The 20,138-nt window shown below is 61.5% G+C and carries 17 protein-coding genes; 11 read left to right on the top strand and 6 right to left on the bottom strand.

The genetic code is table 11. The features are described from left to right. Positions 1-60: 60 nt before the first annotated feature. The 4 genes from RGV33_RS31900 to aspA form a co-directional block, all read right to left on the bottom strand. Entirely contained in the window at positions 61-1,053 is a 993-nt protein-coding gene (locus RGV33_RS31900; RefSeq protein ID WP_322148438.1) for an AraC family transcriptional regulator, read from the bottom strand. Between the two features lie 50 nt (positions 1,054-1,103). After that, positions 1,104-2,081: an asparaginase gene (locus RGV33_RS31895; RefSeq protein ID WP_322148437.1), complete on the bottom strand. Its 978-nt coding sequence runs from the start codon at positions 2,079-2,081 to the stop codon at positions 1,104-1,106. Positions 2,082-2,158: 77 nt separating this feature from the next. After that, positions 2,159-3,610, bottom strand: coding sequence for an alanine/glycine:cation symporter family protein (locus RGV33_RS31890; protein ID WP_322148436.1), 1,452 nt, complete (start codon positions 3,608-3,610; stop codon positions 2,159-2,161). A 478-nt stretch (positions 3,611-4,088) separates the two neighbouring features. Beyond that, positions 4,089-5,513 carry an aspartate ammonia-lyase gene (gene aspA, locus RGV33_RS31885; RefSeq protein ID WP_322148435.1) on the bottom strand — a complete coding sequence of 475 codons (1,425 nt, stop codon included), beginning with the start codon at positions 5,511-5,513 and terminating at the stop codon, positions 4,089-4,091. Positions 5,514-5,694: 181 nt separating this feature from the next. On the opposite strand from aspA, the gene RGV33_RS31880 reads away from it, so the two are divergent. The 5 genes from RGV33_RS31880 (at position 5,695) to RGV33_RS31860 (ending at position 9,489) form a co-directional block, all read left to right on the top strand. Further along, positions 5,695-6,603 (top strand): LysR substrate-binding domain-containing protein, encoded by a 909-nt coding sequence (locus RGV33_RS31880; protein WP_003213413.1) that lies wholly within the window; start codon positions 5,695-5,697, stop codon positions 6,601-6,603. Positions 6,604-6,934: 331 nt separating this feature from the next. Further along, positions 6,935-7,426, top strand: a complete 492-nt coding sequence (gene purE, locus RGV33_RS31875) for a 5-(carboxyamino)imidazole ribonucleotide mutase (protein ID WP_003195648.1) — start codon at positions 6,935-6,937, stop codon at positions 7,424-7,426. A gap of 12 nt (positions 7,427-7,438) precedes the next feature. Further along, positions 7,439-8,524, top strand: coding sequence for a 5-(carboxyamino)imidazole ribonucleotide synthase (locus tag RGV33_RS31870; protein ID WP_322148434.1), 1,086 nt, complete (start codon positions 7,439-7,441; stop codon positions 8,522-8,524). Positions 8,525-8,628: 104 nt separating this feature from the next. Beyond that, positions 8,629-8,874, top strand: a complete 246-nt coding sequence (locus tag RGV33_RS31865) for a GlsB/YeaQ/YmgE family stress response membrane protein (RefSeq protein ID WP_003213408.1) — start codon at positions 8,629-8,631, stop codon at positions 8,872-8,874. Positions 8,875-8,952: 78 nt separating this feature from the next. Further along, positions 8,953-9,489, top strand: coding sequence for a DUF3299 domain-containing protein (locus RGV33_RS31860; RefSeq protein WP_322148433.1), 537 nt, complete (start codon positions 8,953-8,955; stop codon positions 9,487-9,489). A gap of 120 nt (positions 9,490-9,609) precedes the next feature. Here the strand turns inward: RGV33_RS31860 and RGV33_RS31855 are convergent, their stop codons facing one another. Both RGV33_RS31855 and RGV33_RS31850 read right to left on the bottom strand, forming a co-directional pair. Beyond that, a complete protein-coding gene (locus tag RGV33_RS31855; RefSeq protein WP_322148432.1) occupies positions 9,610-10,509 on the bottom strand; it encodes a D-hexose-6-phosphate mutarotase in 900 nt (299 codons plus the stop codon). Positions 10,510-10,567: 58 nt separating this feature from the next. Beyond that, the gene (locus RGV33_RS31850) at positions 10,568-10,972 is read right to left on the bottom strand and encodes an acyl-CoA thioesterase (RefSeq protein WP_003176975.1); all 405 of its coding nucleotides are present in this window, start codon (positions 10,970-10,972) and stop codon (positions 10,568-10,570) included. A gap of 457 nt (positions 10,973-11,429) precedes the next feature. Here RGV33_RS31850 and RGV33_RS31845 point away from each other — a divergent pair, with 457 nt between their 5' ends. The 6 genes from RGV33_RS31845 to phoU all read left to right on the top strand — a co-directional run bounded on the left by RGV33_RS31845 (position 11,430) and on the right by phoU (position 20,071). Then, positions 11,430-12,719 (top strand): MFS transporter, encoded by a 1,290-nt coding sequence (locus tag RGV33_RS31845; protein WP_322148431.1) that lies wholly within the window; start codon positions 11,430-11,432, stop codon positions 12,717-12,719. A gap of 315 nt (positions 12,720-13,034) precedes the next feature. After that, positions 13,035-14,021, top strand: a complete 987-nt coding sequence (locus tag RGV33_RS31840) for a phosphate ABC transporter substrate-binding protein PstS (RefSeq protein WP_017135798.1) — start codon at positions 13,035-13,037, stop codon at positions 14,019-14,021. 487 nt (positions 14,022-14,508) lie between these two features. Then, positions 14,509-16,542, top strand: a complete 2,034-nt coding sequence (locus tag RGV33_RS31835) for an ABC transporter permease subunit (RefSeq protein ID WP_322148776.1) — start codon at positions 14,509-14,511, stop codon at positions 16,540-16,542. Positions 16,543-16,557: 15 nt separating this feature from the next. After that, a complete protein-coding gene (pstA, locus tag RGV33_RS31830; protein WP_322148430.1) occupies positions 16,558-18,228 on the top strand; it encodes a phosphate ABC transporter permease PstA in 1,671 nt (556 codons plus the stop codon). 175 nt (positions 18,229-18,403) lie between these two features. After that, on the top strand, positions 18,404-19,237 hold the full coding sequence (gene pstB, locus RGV33_RS31825; protein ID WP_065883786.1) for a phosphate ABC transporter ATP-binding protein PstB: 834 nt from the start codon (positions 18,404-18,406) through the stop codon (positions 19,235-19,237). A 72-nt stretch (positions 19,238-19,309) separates the two neighbouring features. Beyond that, complete coding sequence (gene phoU, locus RGV33_RS31820; protein ID WP_010168319.1) at positions 19,310-20,071, top strand: phosphate signaling complex protein PhoU; 762 nt, start codon at positions 19,310-19,312, stop codon at positions 20,069-20,071. The last annotated feature ends 67 nt before the right edge of the window (positions 20,072-20,138 follow it).

The raw sequence follows: 20,138 nt of genomic DNA, 5'->3' as shown, positions 1-20,138 counted from the left end.
GCCAAAGTGTGTGACCGCAATTCGCCCCGAAATGGCGCGGCCACGCCCCAGCAAGTGGCTTCAGGGGCGGAACTGGCTGGGTGCTACGCCGCTCCAGCGTACAAAGGCGTGACGAAAACTCGCGGTTTCGCTGAAACCCAGCGCCTCGGCAATTCGGTAGATGGGCAGTTCATCCTCGCCGAGCAATCGCTTGGCTCGCTCGAAGCGTAGTTCGTCCAGCAACTCCTGATAGCTGCAGCCCAAGTCATGCAGGTGCCGGCGTAGCGTGCGGGGAGAGCAGTTCATCTGCTCGGCCAGGCCGTCGAGGCCCGGCGCGGCGCTGAGTTGGCTGGCGAGCAGGTGGCGAATCTTGGCCAGCCAGGCCTGGCGCCCGGTGAACTCGGTGTTTTGCTTGCGGCAGCGCTCGGCCATGGCCTGGTGGGTGACGGCGTCGGCTAATGGCAGGGGCTGCTCCAGCCAGCTTCGGTCGAAGGCAAACGCGTTGGCAGTGGCGCCGAATTGTAGCGGGCAGGCGAAGCTTTCGGCGTAGCGCGCGCGGTAATCCGGGGCGTCGTGTTCAAAGCGCGCCCCCAGCAGCGGCAGGGCGTGCCCCAGCAGGTCGTCGCAGATCACCTTTAAGGAGGCCAGGCAGAGTTCGACGTTGAACATTTCCAGTGCCGGGTTTTCCCGGTAGTCCGCGGCGCTGAACCAGATACGCGTGCCGTCTTCCTCCAGGTCCAGCTCAAAAAGTGTTCCCAGCAGCGCCGGATACTGCAGCGCCAAGCGCAAAGCGTCACCGAAGGTGGCACTGGTGAGCAGTGCGTAACCGAGCATGCCATAGGAGGAAACGTGCATTTGCCGCCCCAGCTCCAGGCCGATATCCCGGCGCAGGGCCACGGCGTTGGCGCACACGCGCATTTCCTGATTGGTGGTGATGCGGGTGTCGGCGCGGCTCAAGTCCACCGGGCAGATACCGCTGCCGGCCAGCAGGGTTTCGGCGGGGAGGCCATCGGCCTTGAAGGTGCGCAGCACCAGCGAGACGGCATTGAGGGTGGTGAGGTGGGAGTGCAGCATGGGAGCTTCCAGCCAGGGGATGGCTGGAAGTGGAGCAAGTTATATGCCGGTCAGCTCAGTTCGCCGCACAGGTCGAGTTCGACCAGGCGCCGCACTTCGGCGGTATCCAGGCCTGCGCCGAGCAGCGCATTGAGCTTGCCGAACGCCGCTTCACGGGTCATCCCGCCACCGGACAACACGCCCACGCCACGCAAGCGGCTGCCGGCTTCGTACACATCCAGCTCAACCCCGCCTTCATGGCATTGGGTGATTGCCACCACGACCACGCCGTTGTCCTGCGCGCGCTTGAGGCTGGCGAGGAACTCGGGGTTGTCGCTCGGCCCGGTGCCGCTGCCGAAGCATTCCAGCACCAGCGCCTGAATACCGCTGCCGATCAGTGCATCCAATTGCGACGCAGCAATGCCCGGCACCAATGGCAGCACGCCCACATTGGCCTGCGCCTTGGCCTGGCGGTAATGCAGCGCCGCTGGAACCATCTGCGCCTGGGCCACGCCGCCGTTGCGCTGCAATGCGGCAAACGGATGGCGACCGAAACTGCGTATTTTCGCGCAGCGGGTGGGGGCCATCAGTGCACCGTGAAAGTACAACTGCACGCCTGGCGCCAGACCGTCGCCCAGTGCAGCCAGCGCCCCGCTGACGTTCTCCCAGGCATCGCTGTCGGGCACACCGGCAGGCAGCATCGAGCCGGTAAACAGCACCGGCGCCGGCAAGCCCAGCAATTGGAAGCTCATGGCCGCCGCGCTGTAGGCCAGGGTGTCGGTGCCGTGCAGGATCAGCACGGCGTCGCAGCCGGCATCCACCGCCTCCACCACGGCGCTGCGCAGGCGCTGCCAGTAGGCGGGCGTCATGTTGGCGCTGTCGATCAGCGGGGCCATTTCGCGAAAGCGCCAGGTGGGCAGTTGCTCGTTGGCAAGCTGTTCGCGCATGCGTACTTCAAAACCCGAGGCGGGCGCCAGGCCGTTGGCGCTGGCCTGCATGCCGATGGTGCCACCGGTGTAAAGCACCATGATGTTGTTGGCTGGTTGCATCGAAGAATCTCCTGAACGAAAAACGCCGCCGGGCCCAGAGCATGCCCAAGGCCGGGCGGCGTGTCATCTATCTAGGTTTAGCGTTGCGTTTGAGCGCTCGGTTCAGCCGATGCTTGAGCCGCTGGCTCAGGCTTGACCGGGTTGGCCGGCCAGGCCTTGCGGTCCAGGTCCAGGTCCGGGAACTTGCTGGAATCAAACACCGGCGTCTTGATCCCTGCAGCGCGTTGGCCGTCGTAGTCATTCAGGATACGCATGGCGATCTTGAACAGGAACGCCAGGGCGAACAGGTTGACGAACGCGAGCATGGTCATGGTGATGTCGGCGAAGGCGAACACGGTGCCGAGGTTCTCGATGGAACCCCAGAAAATCAGCACCAGCACCAGCGCACGGTAGCCCATCAACACCTTGCGGTTGTCGCCCACAATGAAGCGCAGGTTGCTCTCGCCGAGGTAGTAGTTGTACATGATCGAGGTGAACACGAACAACGCCAGGGCCACCGAGATAAACATCCGGCCCCAGTCACCAACCACGGCCGCCAGGGAGTTCTGGGTCAGGGCAATGCCGTCGCCTTCAAAGCCCGGGGTGTAGAAACCCGAGAGCAGGATCAGCAGCGCGGTGCAGGTGCAGATCACGAAGGTGTCGAGGAACACGCTGAACGCTTGCACCACGCCTTGGGCGATCGGGTGTTCTACCGATGCCACTGCCGCCACGTTAGGCGCACTGCCCAAACCGGCTTCGTTGGCGAACACGCCGCGTTTCACACCCATGATGATCGCGCTGCCCACCAGGCCACCGAAAGCCTGGTCGAGGCCGAAGGCGCTCTTGACGATGGTCGCGAGCATGGCCGGCACGTGGTCGAATTGCAGCACGATCACGTACAGGGTCACCGCGATGTAGACCAGGGTCTTGACCGGCACCAGCAGGTCGGCGATCGAGGCGATACGCTTGATCCCGCCGATGAACACCAGGCCCAGCAACACAGCCAGGGCCAGGCCGGTGTAGGTGGTGTCCAGGCCAAATGCGTTGTTCAGCGAGTGAGTCACAGCGTGGGCTTGCAGGCCGTTGAAGGCGAAACCGAAGGTCACCAGCAGCAGGAACGCCATCACCATGCCCAGCCAGCGTTTGTGCAGGCCGTGCTGGATGTAATACGCCGGGCCGCCACGGTAGGTGCCTTCAGCGTCGGTACGTTTGTAGAGCTGGCCGAGGGAGCACTCGATAAAGCTCGAAGACATGCCCACCAGTGCGGTGACCCACATCCAGAACACGGCACCCGGGCCACCCAGGGTCACGGCAATGCCGACGCCTGCGATGTTGCCGGCACCCACACGCCCGGCGAGACTGAGCATCAGCGCCTGGAACGAGCTGAGTTGGCCGGCGCTGCTTTTCAGGCTGTCGCGAAACACCGAAAACATGTGGAAAAAGTGACGCAACTGAACGAAACGCGAGCGGATCGTGAAGTAACCACCGAGCCCGACAATGAGCACGATCAATACTTTCCCTGAGAGGAAGTCGTTGATGACTTCTAGCATGGAGTGTTCCTCGCTGATTTTTCTAATGGCAAACGCAGGACGGTCCGACGCATCGCTCGGCACCAGGCAGTGCACGACGCTTCGACCCCAATCCTTTTGCGGGTGTTGTTATTCATGCGGTTTCGCGCTTCCCAGGGTCTCGTTACCGACGACCGCTGACGCGAAGAGGGGCGGCACTATACCTAGGAGTGTGTGATCCGTCTGCTTGAAGCGATTAAAGGTTTCAGAAAAATGCTCCGGATTAGTGCACATACTCTGTGGGAGCGGGCTTGCCCGCGATTGCGGCGGGTCAGTTATGAAAATGTCGACTGGCAAGGCCTCATCGCGGGCAAGCCCGGCTCCCACAGTGTGCGGTGGTGTTTGATGCTTTGCATTTCAAAATTTTCAGGCAAAAAAAAGGGCCTGAAGAACGAGCCTTCAGGCCCTCAAAAGGTGAGAGGTGTCTAGTCCCTCAACCTGGTGAGCGGTGCAACAAACGTTAGGCCTTCAGAGGCACCAAACGTGGGGCAATCATGTTTTCGGGGCGCAGGATGTCGTCGAGCATGGCGTCGTCGAGCAAGCCTTCTTCACGCACCAGTTCCAGCACGCCGCGGCCGCTTTCAAGGGCGATGCGGGCGATGCGGGTGGCGTTTTCATAGCCGATGTATGGGTTCAGCGCGGTGACCAGGCCGATGGAGTGTTCCACCAGCTCGCGGCAGCGGGCTTCGTTGGCGGTGATGCCGACGATGCAGTGCTCGCGCAGCATGTCCATGGCGCGTTGCAGCAGGCGGATCGAGTCGAAGATCTTGTAGGCGATCAGCGGCTCCATCACGTTCAGTTGCAGTTGCCCGCCTTCGGCCGCGATGGTCAGTGCCAAGTCGTTACCGATGATTTGGAACGCCACCTGGTTGACCGCTTCCGGGATCACCGGGTTGACCTTGCCGGGCATGATCGAACTGCCTGGCTGGCGGGCCGGCAGGTTGATTTCGTTGATGCCGGTGCGTGGGCCGCTGGACAGCAGGCGCAGGTCGTTGCAGATCTTCGACAGCTTCACCGCGGTGCGCTTGAGCATGCCGGAGAACAGCACAAATGCGCCCATGTCGGAGGTGGCTTCGATCAGGTCGGCGGCCGGTACCAGCGGCTGGCCGCTGATTGTGGCCAGGCGTTGTACGGCCAGGGCCTGGTAACGCGGGTCGGCGTTGATGCCGGTACCGATGGCGGTGCCGCCCAGGTTGACTTCAGTCAGCAGCTCTGGCGCCAGTGTCTTCAGGCGGGCCAGGTCTTCACCGAGGGTGGTGGCGAAGGCGCGGAATTCCTGGCCGAGGGTCATCGGCACAGCGTCTTGCAGCTGGGTGCGGCCCATTTTCAGGACGTGGCTGAACTCGACGCCTTTGGCGGCGAACGCCTGGATCAGGCTGTCGAGGCTGGCCAACAGTGCGTCATGGCCCAGCAGCAGACCCAGGCGGATCGCGGTTGGGTAGGCGTCGTTGGTCGACTGCGCCATGTTCACGTCGTTGTTGGGGTGCAGGTATTGGTATTCGCCCTTGCTGTGGCCCATGGCCTCCAGCGCGATGTTGGCGATGACTTCGTTGGCATTCATGTTGGTTGAAGTGCCAGCGCCGCCTTGAATCATGTCCACCACGAACTCGTCGTGGAAATCGCCGCGGATCAGACGGGCACAGGCTTCGCTGATGGCAGCGTGCTTGGCTTCACTGAGCTGGCCCAGTTCGCGGTTGGCGTCAGCAGCTGCCTGCTTGACCATTGCCAGGCCGACCACCAATTTCGGGTAATGCGAAATCGGAACACCGGAGAGACGGAAGTTGTTCACCGCTCGCAGGGTCTGGATGCCGTAATACGCTTGAGCGGGTACTTCGAGTACGCCAAGCAGGTCTTTTTCTGTGCGGAAAAATGCAGCGGAGGACATGACGGAAATCATCTCGATAAGGACCCGGGCTAGGCCGGAACGCTGTGAATGCTAGGCTTGCACACGGTTTTGGGCCAATGCTGTTAAACACTGGCCTATGCATAAACGGCATAATGTCGGTGTGACCCCGTTACCATGACGGACGTGTGTGCCAAAATGGTGCGTGCCCCGGGAGGATGTGATGAACCTTGAAAGCAAATGGCTGGAAGACTTTAGCGCCCTGGCTGCCACCCGCAGTTTCTCCCAGGCGGCGGAGCGGCGCTTCGTCACCCAGCCGGCGTTCAGTCGGCGCATCCGTAGCCTGGAGGCCGCGCTGGGGCTGACCCTGGTCAATCGCTCGCGCACGCCGGTCGAACTGACGGCGGCGGGGCAGTTGTTCCTGGTGACTGCGCGTACCGTGGTCGAGCAACTCGGCGAGGTGCTGCGCCATCTCCATCACCTGGAAGGCGGGCAGGGCGAAGTCATGCAGGTGGCGGCGGCGCATTCGCTGGCGCTGGGCTTTTTCCCGCGCTGGATCGCGCAGTTGCGCAACGAAGGGTTGAACATCGCCACGCGGTTGGTCGCCACCAACGTGGGCGACGCCGTGCATGCGCTGCGCGAAGGCGGCTGCGACTTGATGCTGGCGTTCTACGATCCGGATGCGGCGATGCAGATGGACCCGGAGATCTTCCCGTCCCTGCACCTGGGCAACACCGAGATGTTGCCGGTGTGCGCCGCTGATGCTGACGGCAAGCCGCTGTTCGACCTGGAGGGCGAGGGCAGCGTGCCGCTGTTGGCCTACAGCGCCGGTGCGTTCCTGGGGCGTTCGGTAAACCTGCTATTGCGTCAGCGCGCTTTGCGTTTCACCACGATTTACGAAACCGCGATGGCCGACAGCCTGAAAAGCATGGCCCTCGAAGGCTTGGGCATTGCCTGGGTGCCGCAGTTGAGCGTGCGTGCCGAGTTGGCCCGGGGCGAACTGGTGGTGTGCGGCGGCCCGCAATGGCATGTGCCGCTGGAGATTCGTTTGTACCGCTGTGCCCTGGTGCGCAAGGCGAACGTGCGGTTGTTGTGGCGCAAGCTGGAAGGTGGCGCGGCGCAGAATACCTGAGCCCACACAGATCAAATGTGGGAGCTGGCTTGCCTGCGATAGCGGTATGTCAGCCAACATTTCTGACCCTGACACGGCGCCATCGCAGGCAAGCCAGCTCCCAGAGTATTTTGCGGTGTTTTCGCTGACCTGGAAGTCAATAAAACCGCCTGTTTGAGGTGTAAGACAGATGGTCACCCAAGGGGCTGTTTATCTGCGTTATTACGGTATACTGCGCGGCCTTCGGCCGGTCCAACCGGCCTTAATTCGTACAACAAGCCACGCCGGATTTCCCGCGTGGCTTGTTGTTTTTTGACGCGCCTGCGGGCGCCCAGAGAGAAGAGGCACGACGATGAGTGCATTGGTTGGCGTGATCATGGGCTCCAAGTCCGATTGGTCCACCCTTAGCCACACCGCCGATATGCTGGAAAAACTCGGCATTCCCTATGAAGTGAAGGTGGTTTCCGCCCACCGCACTCCGGACTTGCTGTTCCAGTATGCCGATGAAGCAGAATCCCGTGGCATCGAGGTGATCATCGCCGGTGCCGGCGGTGCAGCTCACTTGCCAGGCATGTGTGCGGCCAAGACTCACCTGCCAGTGCTTGGCGTACCGGTGCAGTCCTCGATGCTCTCGGGCGTGGACTCGCTGTTGTCCATCGTGCAGATGCCCGCCGGTATTCCGGTGGCCACCCTGGCGATCGGCAAGGCCGGCGCGATTAACGCCGCGCTGCTGTCTGCCAGCATCCTCGGCGCCAAGCACCCGCAGTTCCACGCGGTGCTGAAGAAATTCCGTGCTGAACAGACAGACAGCGTCCTGGACAATCCAGACCCACGCATTGCCTGAGGGTGTTGATTGATGAAAATCGGTGTAATCGGTGGCGGCCAACTGGGCCGCATGCTGGCCCTGGCGGGTACGCCGCTGGGAATGAACTTCGCTTTCCTGGACCCGGCGCCGGACGCCTGCGCGGCTGCGCTGGGTGAACACTTGCGGGCCGACTACAGCGACCCGGACCACCTGCGCCAACTGGCCGATGAAGTCGACCTGGTGACCTTCGAGTTTGAAAGCGTCCCGGCTGAAACCGTAGCCTTCCTGTCGCAGTTCGTACCCGTGTACCCGAGTGCCGACGCGTTGCGCATCGCGCGTGACCGCTGGTTCGAAAAGAGCATGTTCAAGGACCTGGGCATCCCGACGCCGGCCTTTGCCGACATCCAGTCCCAGGCCGACCTGGACGCAGCAGTCGCCTCCATCGGCCTGCCGGCCGTGCTGAAGACCCGCACCCTGGGTTACGACGGCAAGGGCCAGAAAGTCCTGCGCACCGCTGCCGATGTGGTCGGCACTTTCGCCGAGCTGGGCAGCGTCGCCTGCCTGCTCGAAGGCTTCGTGCCGTTCACCGGCGAAGTCTCGCTGATCGCCGTGCGTGCCCGTGATGGCGAAACCCGCTTCTACCCACTGGTACACAACACCCACGACAGCGGCATCCTCAAGCTGTCCGTGGCCAGCACCGATCACCCGTTGCAATCCCTGGCCGAAGACTATTCGAGCCGTGTGCTCAAGCAACTGGATTACGTCGGCGTGATGGCGTTCGAGTTCTTTGAAGTGGACGGTGGCCTGAAGGCCAACGAAATTGCGCCGCGCGTACACAACTCCGGGCACTGGACCACCGAAGGCGCCGAGTGCAGCCAGTTCGAAAACCACCTGCGGGCGGTGGCGGGCTTGCCATTGGGTTCCACGGCCAAGGTCGGCGAGAGCGCCATGCTCAACTTCATCGGCGTGGTGCCGCCGGTGGAAAAAGTCATCGCCATCGATGACTGCCATCTGCATCACTACGGCAAGGCCTTCAAGGTCGGGCGCAAGGTCGGCCACGCCAACCTGCGCTGCAAGGACCGCGCAACCCTTGAAGCGCAAATCCTCAAGGTCGAAGCGCTGATCGCCGAGCAATAACCCAAGGCCGGGCGGGAACCATTGGTACCCGCCACCCTCTGATTGCAGGAAGCCAAAGTCTGACTAGGCTTTGACTGAGTTCACTTCAATCAGAGGGAAATGCCATGGGTATCATTGGAACCATCTTTATCGGTTTGATCGTCGGCCTGCTGGCGCGTTTCCTGAAACCAGGCGACGACAGCATGGGCTGGATCATGACCATCCTGCTGGGTATCGCCGGTTCGCTGGTTGCAACCTATGGTGGCCAGGCACTGGGCATCTATCAGGCTGGCCAAGGTGCAGGCTTCATCGGTGCGCTGGTGGGTGCCGTGGTGCTGCTGGTGATCTACGGTCTGCTGAAAAAGAAGTAATTTAGCGACCAAGCCCTCTGCGCTGCGCAGGCGCAGGGGGCTAGAATGCCGGCACTGTAATCCTTGCCGAGCCTCTCCATGCGCCGTCTTCTGTTGACTCTCCTTTTGCTGGGCTCAGGCCTGGTGCACGCTGGCGAACTGCCGGAAACCGACTGGCTGGAACTGATGCCCAAGTCGGACCAGAAAGCCCTCGAAGAAATGCCGGAAATCGACCACAACTCCCCGGAAGCCCAAGGCACCTTTACCGCGAAGGGCGGCCTGAAGCAGAGCAAGGGTTTGCCGCCGGTGATGTATTCCACCAAGACCGTGGCCGCCATGAACGGCAAGAGTATCCGCATCGGCGGCTACCCGGTGCCGCTCGAAACCGACGCTAAGGGCCGCAGTACGCTGTTCTTCCTGGTGCCTTACCCGGGCGCCTGCATCCACGTGCCACCGCCACCGCCCAACCAGTTGGTGCTGGTGCGTTACCCCAAGGGTTTGAAGCTGGACGATATCTACACGCCACTGTGGGTGACGGGCACGCTGAAGGTGGAAAAGGTCAACAATGACCTGGCCGACGCGGCCTATGCGCTGGATGCGGGGAAAGTGCGGGCGGTCAAGGAATCGGACTTGTAAGCCGCGACACGATTCAAAATGTGGGAGCTGGCTTGCCTGCGATGAGGGCCTGACAGTCGACATCTCTGTTGGCTGACACTGCGCAATCGCAGGCAGGCCAGCTCCCACATTGGAATCGGTTTACAGGGCAATACCGGCGATGCTCACGCCCAGGGTATGGCTTTCACCTGGCGCCAGTGTCACCACATCGTCCAGCACGTTCGCCGTCTCGATGCATAACATGCCTTGCCAGCCGTCGTCGGCCATGTCGCTGAAGGCCTTGGCGCGTTCGGTCCAGGGGTTCCAGATCACCGTCGAGCGCGAGCCTGTGCTGGTGAGCTGAACGCGGCGCTGCCAGTCTTTATCGACGATGTGCAGTTGGGCTGGCGTGTTTGGATAGATGCGGTCGGTCTCGGCGTTAAAGTGCAGCAGCCCCGATTGTTGCTTGTGGCTCCAACCGTCGGCGGTATCGATATAGGCCAGGCCGTCCAGACCTTCGACTTGCACGTTGCGCACATCGCTGACTGCAAAGTAGCTGTGCAGTGCCTGGCTGAGGCTGACGGTCTCGGTGCCACGGTTGTGGCTGGTCAGGCGGATGTGCAGTTGATCATCCAGCAGGAGGCTCATCTTCAGGCCAACCTGATGCGGCCAGCCCGGGAAACCACCTTCAGGCACCGGCAGTTCCAGCTCAACCCGCACTGCCGTGCCTTCAGCCTCAACGCCAGCCAGCGTCCAGTTCGCCGTTCGCACGAAACCGTGGGCGCCCGCCGGCTCGTCGCCCTGGTACATGGCTTTCACGCTGTGCGGGTTGCGGTCGAACACGCCAAACCACGGCCAGCACACCGGCACGCCGGTACGAATGCCTTTGCCTTTCTTGAACACCACGTGGTCGTTAGGCCAGATCAGCGGCTTCTCGCCCGTGCGCTGGTAACTGACGATGTGCGCGCCTTGCTGGGCTACCACCAATTCGGCGCCGTTGTGGCGGATGCGCCAAGCGTTCAGCTCATCCAGTTTTACGGTTTCAACGTTGGGTGTAGACATAGGCGCGCGCTCTCAATGGCAGACAATGGGGCAATGGACCGTCAAAACATCGAGATGTTTAACGCGCCCGCGACGGAACCGACCGGGTGCGACCGCTGCCGTCGATGGCAACGAACACAAACACCGCCTCGGTCACCTTGCGCCATTCGCTGGAGAGCGGGTCATCGCTCCACACTTCGACCATCATCTGGATCGAACTGCGGCCGATTTCCAGGGCCTGGGTATAGAAGGACAACTGCGCGCCGACTGCCACCGGTACCAGGAACGCCATGCGATCAATTGCCACGGTCGCCACGCGGCCACCGGCAACCTTGCTCGCCATGGCCGTGCCGGCCAGGTCCATCTGCGCGACCAGCCAGCCGCCGAAGATGTCGCCGAAACCGTTGGTTTCACGCGGCAGTGCGGTGATTTGCAGGGCGAGATCGCCTTGCGGGATAGGATCTTCTTGTTCGAGTTCGATCATGCCGGTGCCTCTGACCCGTGACGCTTCATGGGTATTTCAAGTGGATAGCCGTCTTCTGGAAAAACGTTTCAGCACCAACATACACCGCTCGATGCGTTTCTCGTAAGGCGTACTAAAGGGAAACTCTGCCAAATCGGCTGGCGGGCGGCCAACGGCGTTTTGGCACAGCAGCCCCTCAAGGATGCGGGTCTGGCGCTTGCAAGGGCCGAGTATATCGAGCCGTCGGCGCCGCGACGACCTCCCGACGCTCATTTGGTCGGTAAATAGACGCTGTATCGCGGCTTTTTCCGGCAACTGTGCTCCTGCTCAAGTTAATTGCGCGTCTGCTACGGGAATATTTCGCTGATCTGAACTGTTAACTGCCCAACGCTGTGCTTTTTCAAGCGATTTGCTATCTTGCCAAGCCTGCCGCAAGTCCCGGGCTTGCCGTCCTGACTACTATAAGAGAAGCCTTGCCATGTCCTCCGTGCCCGCAAGCAGTGCGCAACCTTCGCGCCCGCTGACCCGCAACGACTACAAAACCCTGTCGCTGTCTGCCTTGGGCGGTGCGCTGGAGTTCTACGACTTCATCATTTTCGTATTTTTTGCCACGGTGGTCGGGAAGCTGTTCTTCCCCGCGGACATGCCCGAATGGCTGCGCATGATGCAGACCTTCGGCATCTTTGCCGCCGGCTACCTGGCGCGGCCGCTGGGCGGGATCATCATGGCGCACTTCGGCGACCTGCTGGGGCGCAAGAAGATGTTCACCCTGAGCATCTTCATGATGGCCGTGCCTACCTTGATCATGGGCCTGCTGCCGACCTACGCGCAGATCGGCCTGTGGGCACCGATCCTGTTGCTGCTGATGCGCGTGATCCAGGGCGCGGCGATCGGCGGTGAAGTACCGGGCGCGTGGGTGTTCGTTTCCGAGCATGTGCCGCCGCGTCATATCGGTTATGCCTGCGGCACCCTCACCAGCGGCCTGACGGCCGGCATCCTGTTGGGTTCACTGGTGGCGACTGCCATCAACACCCTTTATAGCCCGGAGCAGGTGTCGGATTACGCCTGGCGCATCCCGTTCCTGCTGGGCGGCGTGTTTGGCCTGCTGTCGGTGTACCTGCGGCGCTGGCTGCACGAAACCCCGATCTTTGCCGAAATGCAGCAGCGCAAGACCCTGGCGGCTGAACTGCCACTGCGCGCCGTGTTGCGTGACCACCGTGGCGCCATCGTGCTGTCGATGCTGCTGACCTGGCTGCTCTCGGCCGGCATCGTCGTCGTCATCCTGATGACCCCGACGGTGTTGCAGACCGTCTACCACTTCAGCCCGACCGTTTCGCTGCAAGCCAACAGCCTGGCCATTGTCACCCTGAGCATCGGTTGCATCATCGCCGGTGCCCTGGCGGATCGCTTCGGTGCGGGCCGTGTGCTGATCGCGGGTTGCGCGCTGTTACTGGCGACTTCCTGGACGCTGTATCACAGCCTCGCCAGCCACCCTGAGTGGCTGTTCCCGCTGTACACCCTGACTGGCCTGTTTGTCGGCACAGTGGGCGTTGTGCCCTACGTGATGGTGAAAGCCTTCCCGCCAGTGGTGCGCTTCAGCGGCCTGTCGTTCTCCTACAACGTAGCGTATGCCGTGTTCGGCGGCCTGACGCCGCTGGTGGTGTCGCTGCTGATGAAGGAAAGCCCGATGGGCCCGGCATACTACGTGGCCGTGATCTGCACGATGGGGATGCTGGTGGGTGCTTACCTGTGGAAACGCGGCCGCTGACTGACAGATAACCTTGTGGCGAGGGAGCTTGCTCCCGTTGAACTGCGCAGCAGTTCCATTTTTGGGGCCGCTACGCGACCCAACGGGAGCAAGCTCCCTCGCCACAGATTTTGCCTTACAACGATTACAGATTGTTTCCACGAAATCGCTCCAGCCTCCTCGCAAGCCCCGGATTTATTGATCTTTCCCCTTCCTGTCAGCTTTTTCATAAATGCTGGCCTTTCATCTAATTGTCATATTCCAGACATAGAGTGTTCACACGGCCTACCGATACTTGGCCCCGATCCAACTATCCCTATCTGCTAGGAGCAAGGCATGAAACTGAAACGTTTGATGGCGGCAATGACTTTTGTCGCTGCTGGCGTTGCGACCGCTAACGCGGTAGCCGCTGGTGTTGACCCGGCGATTCCGGCTTACGTGAAGACCACTGGTGTGTCGGGCAACCTGTCCAGCGTTGGTTCCGATACCTTGGCAAACCTGATGACCCTGTGGGCTGAGGGTTACAAAAAGGAATACCCGAACGTCAACATCCAGATTCAGGCCGCCGGCTCCGCCACCGCACCTCCTGCGCTGACTGAAGGCACCTCCAACCTGGGCCCGATGAGCCGCAAGATGAAGGACACCGAACTCGCTGCCTTCGAGCAGAAGTACGGCTACAAGCCAACCGCTATCCCGGTTGCCGTGGACGCCCTGGCCGTGTTCGTGCACAAGGACAACCCGATCCAGCACCTGACCATGGAGCAAGTCGACGCGATCTTCTCCTCGACGCGTCTGTGCGGCGCCAAGGCTGACGTCAAGACCTGGGGCGACCTGGGCGTGACCGGCGACCTGGCCAACAAGCCAGTGCAACTGTTCGGTCGTAACTCGGTATCCGGCACCTACGGCTACTTCAAGGAAGAAGCCCTGTGCAAAGGCGACTACAAACCTAACGTGAACGAACAACCTGGTTCGGCGTCGGTTGTGCAGTCCATCAGCTCCTCGCTGAACGGCATCGGTTACTCAGGCATCGGTTACAAAACCGCCAGCGTGAAAACCGTGGCCCTGGCCAAGAAAGGCAGCACTGACTTCATCGAAGACAGCGAAGAAAACGCCCTGAACGGTAAATACCCGCTGTCGCGCTTCCTCTACGTCTACGTCAACAAAGCCCCGAACAAGCCTCTGGCCCCGCTGGAAGCCGAGTTCGTGAAGCTGGTTCTGTCCAAACAGGGCCAGGAAGTGGTAGTGAAAGACGGCTACATCCCGCTGCCAGCCAAAGTTGCCGCCAAGGCACTGGCTGACCTGGGCCTGAAAGAAGGCAACTAAGCCTGTAATACCCTGTGTAGGGGCAGGCTTTTAAGTGGGAGCGGGCTTGCCCGCGATGCTGGCGACGCGGTTCAAGGTTGAAATCGTGTTGATGCCATCGCGGGCAAGCCCGCTCCCACACAAGCCCGGCCTACACCATCAATTTTTTAATCCGCTGCCAGCCCTGCTACGCGGCGGATTTCTTGCGTCACTGCATTGTCATCTTTCTGTCATACAGGACCGCTAGGGTGTGCGCATGAATGATCTGGCCAATTCCACCATGACGACGACTTCTCCCCCCAAGCGCATTGATTTCAATACGCCTGAGCTGCAACGCAAGCGCCGCATTCGCGCGCTAAAGGATCGCCTGACCCGCTGGTACGTGCTGATCGGCGGCCTTGCCGTCCTGGGCGCGATCACGTTGATCTTCTTCTTTCTTGCCTACGTGGTCGCGCCGTTGTTCCACGGCGCCAACCTGACCAAGGAAGACGCCCTGACGCCGGCCTGGCTGCAGGACGCCGGCAAGCCGCTGATGATCTCCATGGAAGAACAGAACCAGGTCGCCATGCGCGTTTCCGACAAGGGCCAGGCACTGTTCTTCAGCGTTGACACGGGTGCCGAGCTCAAGCGAGTTGACCTGCCATTGCCGGCGGGTGTCACGGTCGCCTCCATCGGTGAAGACCAGCCCGGCAGCCCGCTGGTGATCCTCGGCCTGTCCAACGGCCAGTCCCTGGTGTTCCGCCACACCTATAAAGTGTCGTACCCGGACGGCAAGAAGACCATCTCGCCCGCCATCGAATACCCTTACGGCGAAACGCCGATCGTGCTCGACGAACAAGGTCGCCCGCTTGAGCACGTGGCCTTGAACGCCACTGACTCGACGCTGGTAGTAGCCGGTTCCAGTGGTGCACACCTGAACGTGCTGTCGATCAGCCGTGAAGAAAACATGATGACCGAGGAGGTCACCACCGAGCAGAAGCGCATCGAGCTGCCGCAAATGACCGAGCCGGTGAAAGCCATCTTTGTTGATCCGCGCCAGCAGTGGCTGTACGTGATCAACGGCCGTGCCCAGGCCGACGTTTTCAGCCTGCGGGACAACAGCCTCAATGGCCGCTACAAACTATTGGAAGACGGCGTCGCACAAGTCACCGCCAGCACCCAACTGGTGGGCGGCATCTCGCTGATCATCGGTAACTCCAGCGGTGGCCTGGCGCAGTGGTTCATGGCCCGCGACCCGGACGGCGAGCAACGCCTGAAGCAGATCCGTACCTTCCAGATGGGCACCGCGCCTATCGTTGAAATCACCGCTGAAGAACGTCGCAAGGGCTTCACCGCCCTCGACGCCTCCGGCAAGTTCGGCGTGTTCCACAGCACGGCCCACCGCACCTTGCTGGTGGACCCGGTTGTCGAAGGCACCGGCGTGTTCGGCATGTCGCCACGGGCCAACCGGGTGATCGTCGAAGCCGGTGGCAAGCTGCAACCGCTGCTGCTGGACAACCCGCACCCGGAAGTGTCCTGGAGCGCGTTGTGGAGCAAGGTCTGGTACGAAAACTACGACGAGCCTAGATACGTCTGGCAATCGACCGCCGCCAACACCGACTTCGAACCCAAGATGAGCCTGGCGCCCCTGACCTTCGGTACCCTGAAGGCCGCGTTCTACGCCATGCTGCTGGCGGCGCCACTGGCGGTTGCCGCTGCGATCTACACCGCCTACTTCATGGCCCCGAGCCTGCGCCGCAAGGTCAAGCCGGTGATCGAATTGATGGAAGCAATGCCGACGGTGATCCTCGGTTTCTTCGCCGGCCTGTTCCTGGCGCCGTATGTCGAAGGGCATCTGCCGGGGATTTTCAGCCTGCTGATGCTGCTGCCGATTGGCATCCTGGTGGCCGGGTTTGTCTTCAGCCGCCTGCCTGAGTCGATCCGCCTGCGGGTCCCGGACGGCTGGGAAAGCGCGATCCTGATCCCGGTGATCCTGTTTGTGGGCTGGCTCTCGCTGTACATGAGCCCGTACCTGGAAACCTGGTTCTTCGGCGGCGACATGCGCATGTGGATCTCCCACGACTTGGGGATCACCTACGACCAGCGCAACGCCCTGGTCGTGGGCCTGGCCATGGGTTTTGCGGTGATCCCGAACATCTATTCCATCGCCGAAGACGCCGTGTTCAGCGTGCCGCGCGGCCTCACCCTGGGCTCCCTGGCCCTGGGCGCCACGCCGTGGCAGACCATGACGCGCGTCGTCATCCTGACCGCCAGCCCGGGCATTTTCTCGGCGCTGATGATCGGCATGGGTCGCGCGGTCGGTGAGACGATGATCGTGCTGATGGCCACCGGCAACACCCCGGTGATGGAGATGAACCTGTTTGAAGGCCTGCGCACCCTGGCGGCCAACGTCGCGGTGGAAATGCCCGAGTCGGAAGTCGGCGGCAGCCACTACCGCGTGCTGTTCCTCTCGGCGCTGGTGCTGCTGCTGTTCACCTTCATCATGAACACCCTCGCCGAGCTGATTCGTCAGCGTCTGCGCAAGAAATACTCGTCGCTTTAAGAAAGGTAGAAGTCTGTGAAACAGAACTCCCTGAATGGATGGTTCAAGAGCGGCGCCCCGGGCGTCTGGATCAGCGGTGGCGCGGTGTCCATCGCGGTCATCATGACCATTGGTTTGCTGGCCGTGATTGCCGTGCGTGGCCTGGGCCACTTCTGGCCGGCCGACCTGATCCAGGCCAGCTACAACGTGCCGGGCCAGGAAAACCATATCGTCATCGGCGAAGTGGTGCAGAAAGAACAAGTGCCCCGCGAGCGCCTGAAAAGCGCTGGCTTGCCGGTGCCCGACCAAGGCCCGGAATTCATGACCCGCGAGCTGATCAAGGTCGGTAACCGTGACTTGAACGGCAACGACTTCACCTGGGTCGTCGGCGAGTGGCTGACCAACCAGACCAAGCCTGTCGAGTTGATGGCCATCGAGCGTCGTGAGTGGGGCAACTTCTATGGCACCCTGGTCAACGTCAAGCAGGACGGCAAGGTCATCGCTGAAGGCGAGGCCGCCTGGCCGGAACTGCAAGCCCGTGTCGACCGCGTCAACAAGCTCGCGGCCCAACTCAAGACCCTTGAGAAGTCCGACATCGGCGCGATCAACGCCGGCCTCGAACGCATCCGCCTGCACGGTCGCAAACTGGAGCTGGAAGGCAAGCTGGACGCCACCGCCCAGGCCGACATGGACAGCGGCCGCGCCGAACTGAATAACCGCTACAAGGACATTGAGGCCCGCCTGGCCGACCTGCACAGCCAGTTCAATCGCGACAGCCTCACCGCTCGTGATGCCAACGGCAAAGAGCTGGAAATCGGCATCGGCAAGGTGGTGCATGCCTACCAGCCGAACGCCATGGGTTACATGACCAAGGTCGGCTTCTACTTCAGCAAGGTATGGGAGTTCCTCAGCGACGACCCACGGGAAGCCAACACCGAAGGCGGGATTTTCCCGGCGATCTTCGGCACCGTGATGATGACCCTGATCATGGCGATGATCGTGACCCCGTTCGGCGTGCTGGCGGCGGTGTACCTGCGTGAGTACGCCAAGCAGAACACCCTGACCCGCATCATCCGTATCGCGGTGAACAACCTGGCCGGTGTTCCTGCCATTGTTTACGGCGTGTTTGGTCTGGGCTTCTTCGTCTACGTACTGGGCGGCTCGCTCGACCGGTTGTTCTTCGCAGAAGCCCTGCCGGCGCCTACCTTCGGCACCCCGGGCCTGCTCTGGGCGTCCCTGACCCTGGCGCTGCTGGCGGTGCCGGTGGTGATCGTGGCCACCGAAGAAGGCCTGGCGCGGATTCCTCGTACCGTGCGTGAAGGTTCTTTGGCACTGGGCGCGACCAAGGCGGAAACGCTGTGGAAGATCGTGCTGCCGATGGCCAGCCCGGCGATGATGACCGGCATGATCCTCGCCGTGGCCCGCGCCGCCGGTGAAGTGGCGCCGCTGATGCTGGTGGGTGTGGTGAAACTGGCGCCGTCGCTGCCGGTGGACGGCAACTACCCGTACCTGCACCTGGACCAGAAGATCATGCACCTGGGCTTCCATATTTATGACGTCGGCTTCCAGAGCCCCAACGTCGAGGCCGCGCGGCCGCTGGTGTACGCAACCGCCTTGCTGCTGGTGCTGGTGATCGCCACGCTCAACTTGTCGGCGGTGTGGATTCGTAACCACCTGCGCGAAAAATACAAAGCACTGGACAGTTAAGCGGGCACCTGTGGGAGCTGGCTTGCCTGCGATGCAGGCGACTCGGTTGAACAGGTACACCGCGGCGATGCCATCGCAGGCAAGCCAGCTCCCACAGGGTTGGCGCTAGACACAGATTTTGAGTAAGCCGCCCCGGCGGTTCAATGAAACGAATTGGTAGCACAGGGAGCATCCCATGCAACATGAAACCCATTCCCACGGCATCAACATGTCAGCCTTGGGTCGCGACAAGCAGAGCCTGAGCCTGGCCCAGGAAACCGTGGCCATCGAAGTCCCGGGCCTGAGCCTGTACTACGGCGACAAGCAGGCGCTGTTCGACGTCAGCATGAACATCCCCAAGCAGCGCGTGACGGCCTTCATCGGCCCGTCCGGCTGCGGCAAGTCGACCTTGCTGCGCACCTTCAACCGGATGAACGACCTGGTGGACGGCTGCCGCGTCGAGGGCGCGATCAACCTGTACGGCACCAACATCTACCGCAAGGGCGAAGACGTTGCCGAGCTGCGACGCCGGGTCGGCATGGTGTTCCAGAAGCCCAACCCGTTCCCCAAGACCATCTACGAAAACGTGGTCTACGGCCTGCGCATCCAGGGCATCAACAAAAAACGCATCCTCGATGAAGCCGTTGAATGGGCGTTGAAAGGCGCGGCCCTGTGGGATGAGGTCAAGGACCGTCTGCACGAGTCGGCCTTGGGTTTGTCCGGCGGCCAGCAGCAACGTCTGGTGATCGCCCGCACCATCGCCGTAGAGCCGGAAGTGCTGCTGCTCGATGAACCGTGCTCGGCACTCGACCCGATTTCCACGCTGAAAGTCGAAGAGCTGATCTACGAACTCAAATCCAAGTTCACCATCGTGATCGTGACCCACAACATGCAACAGGCGGCGCGGGTTTCCGACTACACCGCGTTCATGTACATGGGCAAGCTCGTGGAATTTGGCGACACCGATACCCTGTTCACCAACCCGGCGAAGAAGCAGACCGAAGACTACATCACCGGTCGTTATGGCTAGCAGGTGCTGAGTTGCTCCCTGAATTGATGCTGCGGTCGACCGCACCTTACTGGACGTTCCAAGGACGCCAACATGATTAGCAAAGAAGGCCTTACCCATCATATCTCCGCGCAGTTCAACGCCGAGCTTGAGGAAGTGCGCAGCCACCTCCTGGCCATGGGCGGGCTGGTGGAGAAGCAAGTCAACGATGCGGTCACCGCGCTGATCGAGGCCGACTCGGGCCTGGCCCAGCAAGTGCGCGAGATCGATGACCAGATCAACCAGATGGAACGCAACATCGACGAAGAATGCCTGCGCATCCTGGCCCGTCGTCAGCCGGCAGCCTCAGACCTGCGGTTGATCATCAGCATCTCCAAGTCGGTGATTGACCTTGAGCGCATCGGCGACGAAGCCACCAAGATCGCCCGCCGCGCCATCCAGTTGTGCGAAGAAGGCGAAGCGCCGCGTGGCTACGTCGAAGTGCGCCATATTGGTGATCAGGTGCGCAACATGGTCCGCGATGCCCTCGACGCGTTTGCCCGCTTTGACGCCGAACTGGCGTTGTCGGTGGCCCAGTACGACAAGATCATCGACCGTGAATACAAGACCGCCCTGCGTGAACTGGCGACCTACATGATGGAAGACCCGCGCTCTATCTCGCGGGTGTTGAGCATCATCTGGGTGCTGCGTTCGCTGGAGCGCATCGGCGACCACGCGCGCAATATCTCGGAACTGGTGATCTACCTGGTGCGCGGTACCGACGTGCGGCACATGGGCCTCAAACGCATGAAAGCCGAAGTTGAAGGCACAGCCGATCAAATCCCTAATGTTCCGGGCGTTCCTGACGATAAGTAAGATTGCCCGAGAAATAAACGCCCGGCCTTTGGCCGGGCGTTTTCGTTTGTGGTGTTGGAATTTTTGG

This window comes from Pseudomonas sp. Bout1 (assembly GCF_034314165.1).
Taxonomy (GTDB): Bacteria; Pseudomonadota; Gammaproteobacteria; order Pseudomonadales; family Pseudomonadaceae; genus Aquipseudomonas.
The sequence above is the reverse complement of the archived record's forward strand: the minus strand, read 5'-3'. Positions and strand labels throughout refer to the sequence as shown.

Excerpts from the sequence above, each read along its gene's own strand:
- aspA (WP_322148435.1), bottom strand. The coding sequence starts at position 5,513 with ATGTCCTCCGCTGCATTTTTCCGCACAGAAAAAGACCTGCTTGGCGTA.
- RGV33_RS31900 (WP_322148438.1), bottom strand. The coding sequence starts at position 1,053 with ATGCTGCACTCCCACCTCACCACCCTCAATGCCGTCTCGCTGGTGCTG.
- RGV33_RS31855 (WP_322148432.1), bottom strand. The coding sequence starts at position 10,509 with ATGTCTACACCCAACGTTGAAACCGTAAAACTGGATGAGCTGAACGCT.
- phoU (WP_010168319.1), top strand. The coding sequence starts at position 19,310 with ATGATTAGCAAAGAAGGCCTTACCCATCATATCTCCGCGCAGTTCAAC.
- RGV33_RS31840 (WP_017135798.1), top strand. The coding sequence starts at position 13,035 with ATGAAACTGAAACGTTTGATGGCGGCAATGACTTTTGTCGCTGCTGGC.
- RGV33_RS31870 (WP_322148434.1), top strand. The coding sequence starts at position 7,439 with ATGAAAATCGGTGTAATCGGTGGCGGCCAACTGGGCCGCATGCTGGCC.
- RGV33_RS31880 (WP_003213413.1), top strand. The coding sequence starts at position 5,695 with ATGAACCTTGAAAGCAAATGGCTGGAAGACTTTAGCGCCCTGGCTGCC.
- RGV33_RS31895 (WP_322148437.1), bottom strand. The coding sequence starts at position 2,081 with ATGCAACCAGCCAACAACATCATGGTGCTTTACACCGGTGGCACCATC.
- RGV33_RS31860 (WP_322148433.1), top strand. The coding sequence starts at position 8,953 with ATGCGCCGTCTTCTGTTGACTCTCCTTTTGCTGGGCTCAGGCCTGGTG.
- RGV33_RS31845 (WP_322148431.1), top strand. The coding sequence starts at position 11,430 with ATGTCCTCCGTGCCCGCAAGCAGTGCGCAACCTTCGCGCCCGCTGACC.
- RGV33_RS31890 (WP_322148436.1), bottom strand. The coding sequence starts at position 3,610 with ATGCTAGAAGTCATCAACGACTTCCTCTCAGGGAAAGTATTGATCGTG.
- RGV33_RS31850 (WP_003176975.1), bottom strand. The coding sequence starts at position 10,972 with ATGATCGAACTCGAACAAGAAGATCCTATCCCGCAAGGCGATCTCGCC.
- RGV33_RS31865 (WP_003213408.1), top strand. The coding sequence starts at position 8,629 with ATGGGTATCATTGGAACCATCTTTATCGGTTTGATCGTCGGCCTGCTG.
- pstB (WP_065883786.1), top strand. The coding sequence starts at position 18,404 with ATGCAACATGAAACCCATTCCCACGGCATCAACATGTCAGCCTTGGGT.
- purE (WP_003195648.1), top strand. The coding sequence starts at position 6,935 with ATGAGTGCATTGGTTGGCGTGATCATGGGCTCCAAGTCCGATTGGTCC.